General features: G+C 61.7%; 9 protein-coding genes and 1 pseudogene. 8 read left to right on the forward strand and 2 right to left on the reverse strand.

Going from position 1 to position 14,418, the window contains the following annotated elements:
- Positions 1–176 precede the first annotated feature (176 nt).
- The 3 genes from moeA to B7L71_RS14045 are packed head-to-tail and all read left to right on the forward strand — an operon-like array spanning position 177 to position 3,449.
- Positions 177–1,430, forward strand: a complete 1,254-nt coding sequence (moeA, locus tag B7L71_RS14035) for a molybdopterin molybdotransferase MoeA (RefSeq protein WP_081138706.1) — start codon at positions 177–179, stop codon at positions 1,428–1,430.
- Positions 1,427–2,419 carry a GTP 3',8-cyclase MoaA gene (moaA, locus tag B7L71_RS14040; protein WP_081138708.1) on the forward strand — a complete coding sequence of 331 codons (993 nt, stop codon included), beginning with the start codon at positions 1,427–1,429 and terminating at the stop codon, positions 2,417–2,419. The genes moeA and moaA overlap by 4 nt, the downstream gene beginning before the upstream one ends.
- Positions 2,420–2,423: 4 nt before the next feature.
- The gene (locus B7L71_RS14045) at positions 2,424–3,449 is read left to right on the forward strand and encodes a CobW family GTP-binding protein (protein WP_081138709.1); all 1,026 of its coding nucleotides are present in this window, start codon (positions 2,424–2,426) and stop codon (positions 3,447–3,449) included.
- Here B7L71_RS14045 and B7L71_RS14050 read toward each other — a convergent pair.
- Positions 3,423–5,366 (reverse strand): annotated as a pseudogene (locus tag B7L71_RS14050) (putative bifunctional diguanylate cyclase/phosphodiesterase); the annotation flags it as partial. The gene B7L71_RS14045 and the pseudogene B7L71_RS14050 sit on opposite strands and share 27 nt — an antisense overlap.
- Before the next feature lie 624 nt (positions 5,367–5,990).
- On the opposite strand from B7L71_RS14050, the gene B7L71_RS14055 reads away from it, so the two are divergent.
- Positions 5,991–6,896: a LysR family transcriptional regulator gene (locus B7L71_RS14055; protein WP_081138711.1), complete on the forward strand. Its 906-nt coding sequence runs from the start codon at positions 5,991–5,993 to the stop codon at positions 6,894–6,896.
- A 54-nt stretch (positions 6,897–6,950) separates the two neighbouring features.
- On the opposite strand, the gene B7L71_RS14060 is transcribed toward B7L71_RS14055, so the two are convergent.
- Entirely contained in the window at positions 6,951–8,468 is a 1,518-nt protein-coding gene (locus tag B7L71_RS14060) for an NCS1 family nucleobase:cation symporter-1 (RefSeq protein ID WP_081138712.1), read from the reverse strand.
- A 580-nt stretch (positions 8,469–9,048) separates the two neighbouring features.
- Between B7L71_RS14060 and B7L71_RS14065 the strand changes: the two genes are divergently transcribed.
- From B7L71_RS14065 to preA, 4 genes are all read left to right on the forward strand, one after another.
- A complete protein-coding gene (locus B7L71_RS14065) occupies positions 9,049–9,915 on the forward strand; it encodes a nitrilase-related carbon-nitrogen hydrolase (protein WP_081138714.1) in 867 nt (288 codons plus the stop codon).
- Positions 9,916–9,949: 34 nt separating this feature from the next.
- A complete protein-coding gene (gene hydA / locus B7L71_RS14070; RefSeq protein WP_081138715.1) occupies positions 9,950–11,389 on the forward strand; it encodes a dihydropyrimidinase in 1,440 nt (479 codons plus the stop codon).
- A 70-nt stretch (positions 11,390–11,459) separates the two neighbouring features.
- The gene (locus tag B7L71_RS14075; protein ID WP_081138717.1) at positions 11,460–12,839 is read left to right on the forward strand and encodes an NAD(P)-dependent oxidoreductase; all 1,380 of its coding nucleotides are present in this window, start codon (positions 11,460–11,462) and stop codon (positions 12,837–12,839) included.
- Positions 12,836–14,179, forward strand: a complete 1,344-nt coding sequence (gene preA, locus B7L71_RS14080) for an NAD-dependent dihydropyrimidine dehydrogenase subunit PreA (protein ID WP_081138718.1) — start codon at positions 12,836–12,838, stop codon at positions 14,177–14,179. The genes B7L71_RS14075 and preA overlap by 4 nt, the downstream gene beginning before the upstream one ends.
- Positions 14,180–14,418 lie beyond the last annotated feature (239 nt).

The following is a 14,418-nucleotide window of genomic DNA, read 5'->3' on the forward strand; positions in this document are numbered from 1 at the left end:
CGACGACCTGGCCGCCACTCTAGCCGAGGGCGAACGCAAGATCGACCGCTGGTACGCTCGCCACACCTGGTGCCGCGTGGACATGTCCGACTGCCCTGAGGCGTTCGCCAACCTCAATACCGAAGAGGAAAAGTCCGCCTGGAACAGGCACTGGCAACGTCCTCACGGGAGACCCCATGAGCCTGTCGTGTTTCGAGCTGGGCGAGCAGATGCTCAGCGTCGATGCTGCCCGCGAGGCGCTGATGACGCTGGTGGCGTCGCCGGTGGCCACCGAGCAGGTCGCCTTGAGCAGCGCTTTTGGTCGTCGGCTGGCAGAGGACATCATTGCGCCCATCGATGTACCGCAAAACACCAACGCCGCCATGGATGGCGTGGCCCTGGCCTGGCCCAAAGCGCCTCCCTACACCACCCATTTCCCCATCGTGGGGGACGCCTTCGCCGGGCAGGCGTTTGCCGGCGAGGTGCCTGCGGGCCAGTGCGTGCGCATCACCACCGGTGCGCCGATCCCCCGCGGTACCGATACGGTGATCATGCGTGAACAGCTGATCGACGATGGCGCAAGCGCCACCATCGATGCGCCCGAACGGGTGACGGCCGGGCAGCACGTGCGCCAGGCCGGGGAAGACATTGCCAAAGGCAGCGTCGCCCTTGCCGCAGGCGCGCGACTGGACGCCGCTCGCATGGGGCTGGTGGCCTCGCTGGGCCATGCCGTCGTCACGGTGTATCGGCGCCCCCGGGTGGCGATTTTCTCTACCGGCAACGAGGTGACGCCACCGGGCGGCCCACTCCCCAGCGCAGGCGTCTACGACACCAACCGATTTACCCTGATGGGCCTGCTCGCCGAGCAGGGGGCCGAGGTGCTGGATCTGGGCATTCTCCCTGACGACCTCGACGCCATCGAAACCGCACTGGCCAGCGCCGCCACCCAGAGCGATCTGGTGATCACCAGCGGTGGGGTTTCCGTGGGCAATGCCGACTACACTCGGGCGGCGCTGGAAAAGCTTGGCCGCCTGGCCTTCTGGCGGGTAGCGCTACGCCCCGGGCGACCCATGGCCTGCGGACAGCTGGGCGCTACACAAACGCCTCTGATCGGCCTGCCGGGCAACCCGGTAGCGGTCATGGTGACGTTCCTGCAATTCGTGGTACCGCTGCTGCGGCAGTTGCAGGGCCTGCCCCCGACGCCGCCGCCCCGGCTCAAGGCAATTGCCCAAACCACGTTGAAGAGCCGCTTGCAGCGCACTGACTTCATCCGCGGTGTTTACCACTGCGATGCGCAGGGTACGCTACATGTGCGCAGTACCGGAGCCCAGGGCTCGGGGATTCTGACCTCCATGGTGGCCGCCAACTGCCTGATCGAACTTGGCGATGACCAGGCAGGCGCCCAGCCAGGCGAGGTGGTCTGCATACAACCGATAACGAGCTGGCAATGACCGAACAACTGATCGACGATTTTGGCCGCCGAGTTCGCTATGTGCGGCTATCGGTGACCGACCGCTGTGATTTTCGCTGTGTCTACTGCATGAGCGAAGAGATGACCTTTCTGCCTCGCGCCCAAGTGCTCACTCTGGAGGAGCTGGCCCTGGTGGCCCGCGCGTTTACCGAACTGGGCGTGGAGAAAATTCGCCTGACAGGCGGTGAGCCGCTGGTGCGCAAGGGCATCGAACAGCTGGTGGACGACATTGGCGCGCTGCCGGGTCTGGATGACTTCACCATGACCACCAACGGCGCGAGCCTGCGCAAGCATGCCGAGCGGCTTTACGCGGGCGGCTTGCGCAGGCTCAACATCAGCCTCGACTCGCTGCACCCCGAACGCTTCAAGCAGTTGACCCGCACGGGCGAGCTGGCCCGCGTGCTGGACGGCATTCAAGCAGCCAAAGAGGCTGGTTTCACTCGGATCAAGCTCAACGCGGTGATCCTGAAAGGGCGCAACGAAGACGAGGTGCTCGACCTGGTGAGCTTTGCCCGCCGCGAGCAGCTGGACATCAGCTTCATCGAGGAGATGCCGCTGGGGGATGTATCGGACCACTCTCGAGCAGAGACCTTCTACTCCAGCGATGACGTGCAGGCGCTGATCGAAACCCGCTACCCGCTGACCCCCACCCCCGAAAGCACGCCAGGGCCCTCACGCTACTTCAGGATGGCCGACAGCGACAGCCGCGTGGGCTTCATCTCCCCCCACAGCCATAACTTCTGCGACAGCTGCAACCGGGTACGGGTCACCGTGGAGGGCCGCCTGCTGCTGTGCCTGGGCAATGAACACTCGGTGGACCTGCGCGCGGTGCTGCGCCGCTATCCCGGCGAGATCGCGCCGCTCAAGCAGGCCATCATCGACGCCCTGCCATTGAAGCCCGAGCGCCACCACTTCACCACCGATGGCGATGTGCAGGTGGTGCGCTTCATGAACATGACCGGAGGGTGAGCCGTTGGCGCTTGAGGCACTCGTACCCGTGCATATCGTGACCGGCTTTTTGGGCAGCGGGAAAACCACGCTGATTCATCAGCTGATCGAGCAGAAACCCGCCCATGAAAAATGGGCCATTCTGGTCAACGAGTTCGGTCAGATCGGCATCGACCAGACCATGTTCACTGCCCGTGATGACGTGGTGGTCAAGGGCCTGCCTGGCGGCTGCCTGTGCTGCCAGCTGGCGTTCGTGCTGCAGGCGGCGCTGGTCAATCTGCTGGCACGCCAGAAACCCGACCGGGTGATCATCGAGCCCTCTGGGCTTGGGCACCCCGCCGGGCTGATGGATTTGCTGCAGGGTGAGGCTTTCCGGGACGTGGTGGCGGTGCAGGACATCATCGCCACCCTCGACCCGCGTCGGCTGGATGAAGCACGCGTGCGAGCGCATGAGACTTTTCAAGATCAGCTGACCATGGCCGATGCCGTGGTCATCACTCTGGCCGACATGGCCAGCGACGCACAACATGCACGGGCCGAGCAGTTCATCGACACGCTCTGGCCGCCGCGCAAATGGGTGCATAGCACCCAGCAAGGCCCCCTACCCATTGACCGCCTGCTGAGCCCTTCGCCCCCCCGCCCTGCGGCGCCAACCGCCATGCCCGCCGCGCACCGGGCTCTGGCCACCAGCGGCCCCAGCCTCGAAGGGGCATTCTTCGATCTCCCTCCGCCCCTCGGCAAGGCGCAGCAGCAGTCCGCCAGCGCTCTGGGCTACACCAGCACTGGGGTGCGCTGGCACCCCGCCGAACGTTTCGACCTGGACCGTTTGGCGCTATGGATGAGCGAACTACCCGCCACCGCCAGGGTGAAGGGCGTCTTTCATACGGACGATGGCTGGAAGCAGCTCAACCGCGCCGAAGGCACCCAGCGCGTGGCCGCCAGTGCCTGGCGACAAGACTCCCGGCTGGAGGTGATTACCCCTGACGGCACGCTGCCCCTGGCTGATGCTACGCTTCCTGATCAGCTACGCGCCCTGGGCGCCTGGCGGTGAGGGACGTTGCGCGCGCACGGCCTGCTCCATTTCCTCCACCGGCATGGGCCGCCCGAACAAGTACCCCTGAAACGCATGGCACCCGTGGGCCATGAGCCAGGCCTGATGCGCCGGGGTTTCGACCCCCTCGGCGATGACATCCAGGTTCAGGCTCTTGGCCAGGGCAATGGTACTTTCGACGATGGCGGCATTGGCACTGCTCTCGAGCACCTGCTGCACAAAGGACTGGTCGATCTTCAACTGATCCAGCGGGAGCTGTGCCAGATACGCCAGCGACGAGTAGCCGGTGCCGAAGTCGTCCAGCGAGAAGCGAACGCCGCGCGCCTTCAGGCTTAGCATCTTGTCACGGGCATCGTCTCGGGCGTCGACGAACAGCGTTTCGGTGACTTCCAGCTTCAACCGCTCGAGCGGGGCTCGGGTGCGCTGGAACACCTGCTCCACTCGATGTAGAAAATCGCTCTCGCGGAACTGCAGAGGGCTGATGTTGACTGAAATGGTCAGCTGCTCGAACCCCGGCTGGTGCTGCCACGCAGCCAACTGATGGCAGGCTGCCTCCAGCACCCACTCACCTACGTCGTTGATCAAGCCGGTGCTTTCCAGCAGCGGAATGAACTCACCGGGCGACACCAGCCCGCGTTCAGGATGGTGCCAGCGTAACAGCGCTTCGACGCCCTCGATGCGCCCCTGTTCATCCACTTGGGGCTGATAGTGCAGCTGCCACTGCTGGTGAACCAACGCCAGACGCAGGTCAGACTCCAGTTTGACTCGGGCCAGCAGCGCCGCCTGCATGGAGGGATCGAAAAAGCGCAGGCCGCGCCGGCCACTGGCCTTGGCCTGGGAAAGCGCCATGTCCGCCTGCTGCAGATAATCATCGGCACTGCGTTGGCTGTCGGCCATGACGGTGATGCCCACGCTGGCCGTGACCGACGCCTGCTCATCCCCCACCTGGATCGGGGTATCCAGCGCTGCCATCAGCTTGCTGGCGATATGCTCGGCCAGCGCCTGCGTTTTACGCGAGCTGCCATCCACTCCCTCGACCAACACGGCAAATTCGTCGCCGCCCAGTCGCGCCAGAGTGTCCGTATCGCGCAGCATCTGGCCAAAACGGCGTGCCACGTTCTGCAACAGCCGATCACCGATATGATGCCCCAGCGTATCGTTGACATGATTGAAGCTATCCAGGTCCAGCAGAATCAGCGCTCCACAGCGCTGGTGGCGGTTCAGCTCCTTGAGGGCCACGCCGATTCGGTCGATGAACAGGCGACGGTTGGCAAAGCCGGTCAGCGGATCGTAGAACGCCAACTGATGAATCTCCTGCTCGGCCGCCTTGCGTTCGCTGATGTCACTCATGGTAGCCACATAGTGGGTCAAGCTGCCGTTGCGGTCATGCACGGCACTGATGGTCAGCCACTCGGGAAACAGCTCGCCGTTCTTGCGCTGGTTCCAGATTTCTCCCTCCCAGCTTCCCGTGGAGAGTACGCTGCGCCACAAACGCCGGTAGAAGGCGGCATTGTGGTGCCCAGAGCTGAACATGCGTGGGTTCCTGCCCACGACCTCTGCATCACTGTAGCCGGTGATGCGCTTGAAAGTGTCGTTCACTTTCAGGATCGTGCCCCGTGCATCGGTCACCATGATGCCCAAATGTGCCTGAAATGCAGCGGCAGCAATTTGCAGCTCCACCTCGGCGCGTTTTGCGTCAGTTACCTCACGGGTCACGGAAAGCACTCCTTCCAATTCGTCCGGTTGTTGGGTGCTGCTCACCAGAGGGCTCAAGGTGGCATGAAAATCGCGCGACTGCTGGCCCAATGGCAGCGAATACGTGAACGTGGCCACCTGACCAGTGCGCTGCACCTGCTGGAACACGTCATCAAAGGCTTGCGCCAACGGCCCTGGCAGCACTTCGGCATAGGATTGCCCAGCGCTCGAGCACTGTCCAGCAGCAGCTTATCCGCATCCAGGCGAGCCTGAAGCGGATAGCCCAGCGCCAAGCGGTGCAGGTAACGCCCGCCCCCAACGCCCCCTCGGCAGGGCCAGGCCGCCGCACATGGTGCAGATAGAAGCGCTGATCCAGGGCCGACCAATAAAGCGGCGTGACCACTTCGTCATACGCTGACTGGCTGAAACCTCGCAACGTGCCGTCTGGCTCAGATCCCTGCCCGCATGACGGTTGTCGCCGCTGCTTACCCAAGCGCGCCCGTCTGCATTCAACACGCCAAGCTCATCGATCAACGGCAGCTGGCACGGGCAGTAGCGCGGGCTTCAGCCGCCTGTAACTCCTGCTCATACTGCTCCTTCAACAGCCAGCCAAACAGTGCCAGGAGAGCCCATCACTCGGCGTGAGCGACATCATGCATACCTTAGTCAGGCATCCCGTGGGCGCACCTGATAGAGTGAAAAAAGACAGAGGAAGATACACCAGCCCGAGACATGGGGGGGATTGTTAAAGTGTGACGCGATGTTTTTTTGATGTATATCAATTTTTGGCAAAAACCGTCATCAAAATCCTCATATCGGTATGACCGGCAGGGCAACGAGGCAGCCATGGCATCTCTGGGACAAATGAGCGATTACGAAATACGCCTGGTGCGTATCTTCAAGACCGTGGTGGAGTGCGGTGGCTTCACCGCAGCAGAAACGACGCTGGGCATCAGCCGCTCGGCCATCAGCCAACACATGAGCGACCTGGAGAGCCGCCTGGGGTTTTCGCTTTGCCAGCGAGGTCGCGGTGGGTTCAGTCTGACCGAAGAGGGCAAGGAGATTTACCAGGCCGGCCTGACCCTGCTGACTGCCCTCGAAACCTTCAAAAGCGATGTCAATGCACTGCATCACACCATCAAGGGCGAGCTGAATATCGGCATCACCGATAACCTGGTGACGCTACCCGCCATGAACGTTACCCACGCCCTGGCGGCGCTGACGGCGCCCAACCATGCGGTCACCGTCAATATTCATATGGAACCCTCGGACGCGGTGATCCGGGGCGTCATGGATGGGCACCTGCACGTCGGGGTGGTGCCTGCCGTGAACCTGCCCACCAGCCTGGAAACGCGCTGGCTTTACGACGAGCCGTCCTACCTGTACTGCTCGGCCGAGCACCCCTTGTTTCCACAGACCGATGAGAGGCTCGAAGCAGGCGACATTGCCCAGTACCCCGCCATACAGCCCCGCTACCCGCTACCGGAAAAAGCCCGCCAGGCCCACGAAGCACTCAACCGGCGAGCCTCTGCGTCAGACCGGGAAGGCGCTGCCTTCCTGATCCTGACCGGGCGCTTCATTGGCTTTCTACCCGAACACGTGGCCGCCCAGTGGGTCAGCGCAGGCAAGATGCGCGCCCTGCTGCCCCAGCACTACGCCTATCGCATCCCGTTCGTGCTGATTACCCGCCACGACCGCCGCCCCAACCGCGTGGTGGATGCCTTCCTGGGGCTGGTGAAGGAAGCCAACTAGCGGCGCAGCCCGCCAGGCTCTGCCCGACAGCTAGCTGCGCCATGCGCTACCGCATCAAGGCTGGCGAGCCGCCTCGCTGGCCATCAGCGGCACAGGGCCTGCCTGGGGAGACGACGCCAGCGTACGGCTGGCGACGTAATACACCACCGCCCCCAGCGCCGAGCCCGTGAACCAGCCGTAGTCATAGAACCAGTTCATGGTGCCGGTCAGCAGCGACAGCAGGGTCAGGCTCACCGGAATGCCGAAGGCAATGAATCCGGCGATATTGACCGCAGGGTAAGCCTGGTGGTCCATGTACAGGCTAGGCACATCTAAACGCTGCTTCTTAATCAGGAAGTAATCTACTGCCATAATACCCGCAATCGGGCCCAGCAGGCTGGAGTAGCCCAGCAGCCAGTTGGAGTACATCTGCTCCAGAGAAACGCCCTGGCTCACCACCCCCGCCTTTTGCAGCAGGTCGTAACCCATCAGCAGCACCCCCACGGCGCCAGTCATCAGCACGCCACGGGTTTGATTGATCAGCTTGGGGGCAATGTTCTGAAAGTCATTGGTGGGTGAGACAATATTGGAAGCGGTGTTGGTCGAGATGGTCGCCACGATGATCAGCAGCATGGCCATGATGACCCAGAAAGGGCTGTCGATATAGCCGATCAGGCGCACCGGGTCGGCCACGGTTTGGCCTACCAGCGTTTCCGAGGCGGCGGTCAATACCACGCCCAGGGCAGCAAAGAAGAACATGGTCAACGGCAAGCCCAGGATCTGCCCGACGATCTGGTCCTTCTGGCTCTTGGCGAAGCGGCTGAAATCAGGAATGTTCAGTGACAGCGTCGCCCAGAAGCCCACCATGGCCGTCAGGCCAGCAAAGAAGTAGCCATACATCGAAGCCCCTTCCGGGCGCGACGGCGGCTGGGCCAGCAGTTCGGTCATCGACATGTGCGGCCACGCCCACATCATCAGTCCGATCCCCACGGCCAACAGCAGCGGTGCCGCCAGGGTTTCCAGCCACTTGATCGACTCGGCCCCGCGAATCACCACGTACAGGTTCATGGCGCCAAACACGAAGAAGCCAATCACTTCGCCGACGCCACCCAGCGCCGCCCAAGCGGGAAACAGCGCCGACAGCAGCAGGTGAATGGCCAGCCCGCCAAACATGGTTTGAATGCCAAACCAGCCGCAGCCTACCAGCGCCCTGACCAGGCAGGGCACGTTGGAGCCCAGGATGCCAAACGAAGAGCGCAGCACCACCGGAAAGGGAATGCCGAATTTGGTGCCGGGAAAAGCGTTCAGCGTCAGCGGAATCAGCACGATCACATTGGCCAGCAGAATGGCCAGTAGCGCCTCGCCAACGCTCAGCCCAAAGTAGGCCGTGAGCACGCCGCCCAGGGTGTAGGTAGGCACGCAGATCGACATACCGACCCACAGCGCCGCAATGTTCCATTTGCTCCAGGTACGCTCTTTTGCTTCGGTAGGCGCAATATCGTCGTTGAAGCGTGGGCTTTCACGCACATCGTCTTCCACTGCCAGTTCGACCAACCCCTGCTGATCGATCATTCGAGATTTAGCTGCCGTCATTGTTGTCTCCTCAGCCTCGCCATTGCCTTTTTATCTTCAAAGGTTCAGCAAGTTGTGCAGCAATAAGCGTGCCTAAACGCATGCCCACGCCACTAACCTATTGAACACAAAGCTGACTTGATAGACATATATAATAGCGACGCCTTTCGTATCGTTGTTGTTATACGCACGGGTATTAAAACCTCATAAAAAGGGTAGCGGCATCTCTATAAAACGCACCATCAAGATGCAAAAGAAATCACAACCAACCAATAAAAAATAACAAAACACTGATAAATATGAAAAAAATATAAAAACCATAATAGTGCAACGCTTCACCATATTGACAAAAAAGCCAGGTTAAAAATTAAAAAACTGCAAAAACAAACACTTAAAACCTCACATACTTTTCTATAAAAACTGCTTGCAAACAGCCTTCATCCAGCGCTATGTTCAAAAAGCTGTCCAATATGACAGCTTTGTAAACAATAATAATTCCCGACCGTGAGTCGCGTTCATGACACGCCCAGCACCGAGCGATACACGACTGACTTCCCATCCATTCGGAGGTCGGCGCGTTATGACAAAAGAGGGGTAGTCCATGCAGAAAATGAAGATTGGCCTGATCCAGATGGCCCTGAATACCAGCACCGACCAGGAACCCGGCGCCATTCGTGACGCAATGAACGCCGCACACCTGCCCATGATTCAGCAAGCCGCCGAGCAAGGCGTGCAGGTGCTGTGCTTCCAGGAAGTGTTCAATCAGCCCTATTTTTGCCCCAGCCAGGACAGCAAGTGGTACGCCGCCGCCGAGCGAGTGCCGGAAGGCCCCACCTGCCAGATGATGCAAAAGCTCGCAGCCGAGCATCGCATGGTGATCATCGTCCCTATCTATGAAGAGACCGAGACCGGCGTTTACTACAACACCGCCGCCGTGTTCGATGCCGACGGCAGCTACCTGGGCAAATACCACAAGACACACATTCCCCAGGTGGCTGGCTTTTGGGAGAAATTCTTCTTCAAACCAGGCAAATCCAACTGGCCGGTTTTCGATACCGCCTACGGCAAGATCGGCGTGTATATCTGCTACGACCGCCACTTCCCGGAAGGCTGGCGGGCACTGGCGCTCAACGGCGCAGAGGTAATTTTCAACCCTTCTGCCACGGTGGCCGGTCTTTCCCAATACCTCTGGGAGCTGGAGCAACCCGCCTCCGCCGCCGCCAACGGCTGCTTCATCGCCGCTATCAACCGGGTTGGCACCGAGGCGCCCTGGAATATCGGCGACTTCTACGGCTCCAGCTACATCGTCAACCCACGCGGCAAGATCGAAGCCCAGGCCAGCGCCACGGAAGACGAGCTGCTGGTGCATGAGATCGATTTAGACATGGTGCGCGAAGTGCGCAACAACTGGCAGTTCTTCCGCGACCGCCGCCCCGAAACCTACACCCGCCTCACCGACGGTGAATGATTCTGCTGGCTAAACACAACGACAGGAGCGAACCATGAGCTTATTGATCAAGGGCGGCACGGTGGTCACCCACGCCGACACTTACCGCGCCGATGTGCTGTGTGTCGATGGCAAAATCCACGCCATTGGCACCGACCTGGACGTGCCGGAAGGCTGCGAGATCGTCGATGCCAGCAACCAATTGGTGATGCCTGGCGGCATCGACCCCCATACCCACATGCAGATGCCCTTCATGGGCGCGGTGGCCAGCGAAGACTTCTACACCGGCACCGCCGCCGCCATGGCGGGCGGCACCACCACGATCATCGACTTCGTGATCCCCAGCCCCGGCCAGTCGCTGCTGGAAGCCTTCGAGACCTGGCAGGGCTGGGCGGAAAAAGCCGCCACTGACTTCGCCTTCCATGTGGCGATCACCTGGTGGGATGAGAGCGTCAAAGAGGAGATGGGCACCCTGGTACGCGATCACGGGGTCAACAGCTTCAAGCACTTCATGGCCTACAAGGGCGCGATCATGGCCACCGATGACATTCTGGTGGAGAGCTTTTCCCGCTGCCTGGAGCTGGGAGCGGTGCCCACCGTGCATGCCGAAAACGGCGAACTGGTTTACCACATGCAGCAGAAGCTGCTGGCCCAGGGCATCACCGGGCCGGAAGCCCACCCGCTTTCCCGCCCACCGCAGGTAGAAGGCGAAGCCGCCAGCCGCGCCATTCGCATTGCCTCCACCCTCGGCGCGCCGGTCTACCTGGTACACGTCTCCACCAAAGACGCGGTGGATGAAATCGCCTACGCCCGCCAGCAGGGCCACCCGGTGTTTGGCGAGTGCCTGGCGGGGCACCTGGTGATCGATGACAGTGTTTACCAGCACCCGGACTGGGCCACCGCCGCCGCCCATGTAATGAGCCCGCCCTTCCGGCCCAAAGGCCACCAGGAAGCGCTCTGGCACGGCCTGCAGTCCGGCAATCTGCAAACCACCGCTACCGACCACTGCTGTTTCTGCGAAGAGCAGAAAGCCGCCGGGAAAGATGACTTCACCAAAATCCCCAACGGCACTGCGGGTGTGGAAGACCGCCTGGCCGTACTGTGGGACGAAGGGGTGAATACCGGAAAGCTCTCGCCCCAGGAGTTCGTGGCGGTCACCTCCACCAACACCGCCAAAATCTTCAACCTCTACCCACGCAAAGGGGCGATTCAGGTAGGTGCCGATGCCGACCTGGTGGTCTGGGACCCCAACGGCACCCGCACGATTTCCGCCAGGACTCATCATCAGAACGTCGATTTCAATATCTTCGAGGGCAAGACGGTGCGCGGCATTGCCCGCCATACCATCAGCCAGGGCAAATGGACCTGGCGGGATGGCGAGCTGCACGCCGAGCGCGGTGCGGGCCGTTACCTGAAGCGCCCCGCCTACCCCGGTGTGTTCGAGCTGCTGGCCAAGCGTGCCGAGCTGAATGCCCCCGTGGCGGTAACTCGCTGAGCCTCGCCCCACAAAGAACAGACGCCCCACGAAGAACAGAACGATCCAGAAGGACCAGGGAGAAACGACCGTGACCCATTCACTTGATCATCTGCCCAGCGCAAAAGAGGTCGGCACCTACGACCCAGCGACGCTGGCAAGCAACTTCAGCGACCTGCATCCGCCGCTGACGCCGCGCCAGGCCATCATCGAAAGCCAGCGCTGCCTGTACTGCTATGACGCGCCCTGCGTCGAGGCCTGCCCGTCGGACATCGACATTCCCAGCTTCATCCGCCAGATCAGTGACAACAACATTAATGGCGCAGCAGCAACCATTCTGGAAGCCAATATCCTCGGCGGCAGCTGCGCCCGGGTGTGCCCCACGGAAATCCTCTGCGAACGCAGCTGCGTGCGTAACCACGACGCCGAGTGCCAGCCGGTACTGATCGGTTTGCTCCAGCGTCATGCTACCGATCACATGCAGTTCGATAGCCACCCCTTCAAGCGGGCCGCCAGCACTGGCCGCCATGTTGCCGTGGTGGGCGCGGGGCCTGCGGGACTCTCCTGCGCCCATCGTCTTGCCATGTTGGGCCACCAGGTCACCCTCTTCGAGGCCGAGCAAAAACCCGGAGGGCTCAACGAGTACGGCATTGCCCGCTACAAGATGACCGACGATTTTGCCCGCAAGGAAGTCGAGTTCCTGCTGGACATTGGCGGCATCGACCTCCAGTACGGCCAGCGCCTGGGCGACAACCTCACTCTCGATACCCTGCGCCAGCAGTACGACAGCGTATTTCTGGGGTTGGGGCTGGGAGCCAGCCGCACGCTGGGGCTGACCGGCGAAGATGCACCGGGCCTGATGCCCGCCGTGGACTACATCAAGACCCTACGCCAAACCGATGACCTGGGCAGCCTGGCCGTGGCCAAGCGCTGCATCGTGATTGGCGCTGGCAATACCGCCATCGACATGGCCACGCAAATGGCGCGTTTGGGGGCCAAAGAGGTCACTCTGGTGTATCGCCGTGGCACTGAGGCGATGTCCGCCACCGACCACGAACAGGAGATCGCCAAGGCCAACGGCGTGCGTATGGTGACCTGGGCCCAGCCGGACGAAATTCTGCTGGATGCTCAAGGTCGAGTGGCAGGCATGCGTTTTGCCAACACCGCAGAGCAGCAGGGCCGCCTCTCCACCACGGGTGAGACCTTCGAGATCGCGGCGGATGCCGTTTTCACCGCCATCGGCCAGGGCTTCGAGGGCGACAGCCTACGCGATGCCACCGCCTCCGAACTGGCCCGGGATGGCGAGCGCATCCACGTCAATGAGCTGTTCCAGACCTCATTGGCCAACGTTTACGCTGGCGGCGACTGCGTCAAACCCGGCCAGGACCTCACCGTGCAGGCCGTGCAGCACGGCAAGCTGGCCGCCCACGCCATCCATCAAGCGCTCGCCGCCCAGCAGGAGGCCGCATGAACATCACACCTTTTAACACCCTCTCTTTTCCAGGCAAGAAACACAGCGGCGACAGCGTGGTGAACGGCGTCGACCTATCGGTGAACTTTGCCGGTATCAAAGCCCCCAATCCCTTCTGGCTGGCCTCGGCCCCGCCCACCGACAAAGCCTACAACGTGGTGCGCGCCTATGAGGCGGGTTGGGGCGGCGTGGTATGGAAAACCCTTGGCGAAGAGCCGCCAGCCGTGAACGTCTCCTCCCGCTACTCGGCCCACTACGGCAAAAACCGCGAGGTGATCGGTTTCAACAATATCGAGCTGATTACCGACCGTTCGCTGGAGATCAACCTTCAAGAGATCACCCAGGTGAAGAAGGATTGGCCGGACCGCGCGCTGATCGTCTCCATCATGGTGCCCTGCAACGAGGAGGCCTGGGCCTATATCCTGCCGCGGGTGGAAGCCACCGGCGCAGACGGCATCGAGCTCAACCTGGGCTGCCCCCACGGCATGCCGGAACGCGGCATGGGCGCAGCGGTGGGCCAAAACCCGGATTTGATCGAAAAAGTCACCTACTGGTGTAAAAAGCACTACTCCAAGCCGGTCATCGTCAAGCTCACCCCCAACATCACCGATATTCGCGTGGGCGCCCAGGCGGCACTGCGAGGCGGCGCTGATGCAGTCTCGTTGATCAACACCATCAACTCCATTACCAGCATCGACCTGGACAACATGGTCGCCAAACCCACCGTGGGCCATCAGAGCACCCACGGCGGCTACTGCGGCAGCGCGGTGAAACCCATCGCCCTGAACATGGTGGCAGAAATTGCCCGAGACCCAGCCACGCCCACGCTGCCCATTTCCGGTATTGGCGGGATTTCCACCTGGCGGGATGCGGCGGAATTCATCGCCCTGGGCGCGGGCAGCGTGCAGGTGTGCACCGCTGCCATGCTCAACGGTTTTCGCATTGTTGAAGAGATGAAAGATGGCCTCTCCCGCTGGATGGCGGAAAAAGGCTACGACTCCATCGAAGCGTTTTCCCGCAGGGCGGTGCCGCAAACCACCGACTGGAAGCACCTGGACATCAACTTCAAGACCATCGCCCATATCGATCAGGACCTGTGCATCGAGTGTGGCCGCTGCTATATCGCCTGCGAGGACACCTCTCACCAGTCGATTGCCAAGCTCACCGAGCAGGACGGCGCGCGCCGCTACGAGGTCATCGAAGACGAGTGCGTGGGCTGCAACCTGTGCCAGATCACCTGTCCGGTGGAGAACTGCATCACCATGGTGCCTCAGGAAACCGGCAAGCCCTTCCTCGCCTGGGACGACGACCCACGCAACCCCTTCCGCGTCGCCTCTTAGTCTCTTCGCTTGGCCAAATACAGACGGCCACTCGCACAGAGCCCCGACACCGGTTTACGGTGGCGGGGCTCTGTGGCTTATAGAGATAACCTCAGCCTATCAAAACGCTTCCCACTCCTGCTCGGCACTGGCGGCCGCGTTGGGCTTCGGCTTACCCGTAAGCTGGGGGCGCAGCAGCTCGCCGCGGCGGGGTAGCCAGCGCGGGCTGACGGCGCTCGCTCCCCTGCTCCAGGCGGAAT

The organism is Halomonas sp. BC2 (genome assembly GCF_002078115.1).
Taxonomy (GTDB): domain Bacteria; phylum Pseudomonadota; class Gammaproteobacteria; order Pseudomonadales; family Halomonadaceae; genus Vreelandella; species Vreelandella stevensii.

What these genes read in the sequence shown, in the direction of transcription:
- hydA (WP_081138715.1), top strand. Translation starts at nt 9,950, where the DNA reads ATGAGCTTATTGATCAAGGGCGGCACGGTGGTCACCCACGCCGACACT.
- B7L71_RS14065 (WP_081138714.1), top strand. Translation starts at nt 9,049, where the DNA reads ATGCAGAAAATGAAGATTGGCCTGATCCAGATGGCCCTGAATACCAGC.
- B7L71_RS14060 (WP_081138712.1), bottom strand. Translation starts at nt 8,468, where the DNA reads ATGACGGCAGCTAAATCTCGAATGATCGATCAGCAGGGGTTGGTCGAA.
- moeA (WP_081138706.1), top strand. Translation starts at nt 177, where the DNA reads ATGAGCCTGTCGTGTTTCGAGCTGGGCGAGCAGATGCTCAGCGTCGAT.
- preA (WP_081138718.1), top strand. Translation starts at nt 12,836, where the DNA reads ATGAACATCACACCTTTTAACACCCTCTCTTTTCCAGGCAAGAAACAC.
- moaA (WP_081138708.1), top strand. Translation starts at nt 1,427, where the DNA reads ATGACCGAACAACTGATCGACGATTTTGGCCGCCGAGTTCGCTATGTG.
- B7L71_RS14055 (WP_081138711.1), top strand. Translation starts at nt 5,991, where the DNA reads ATGGCATCTCTGGGACAAATGAGCGATTACGAAATACGCCTGGTGCGT.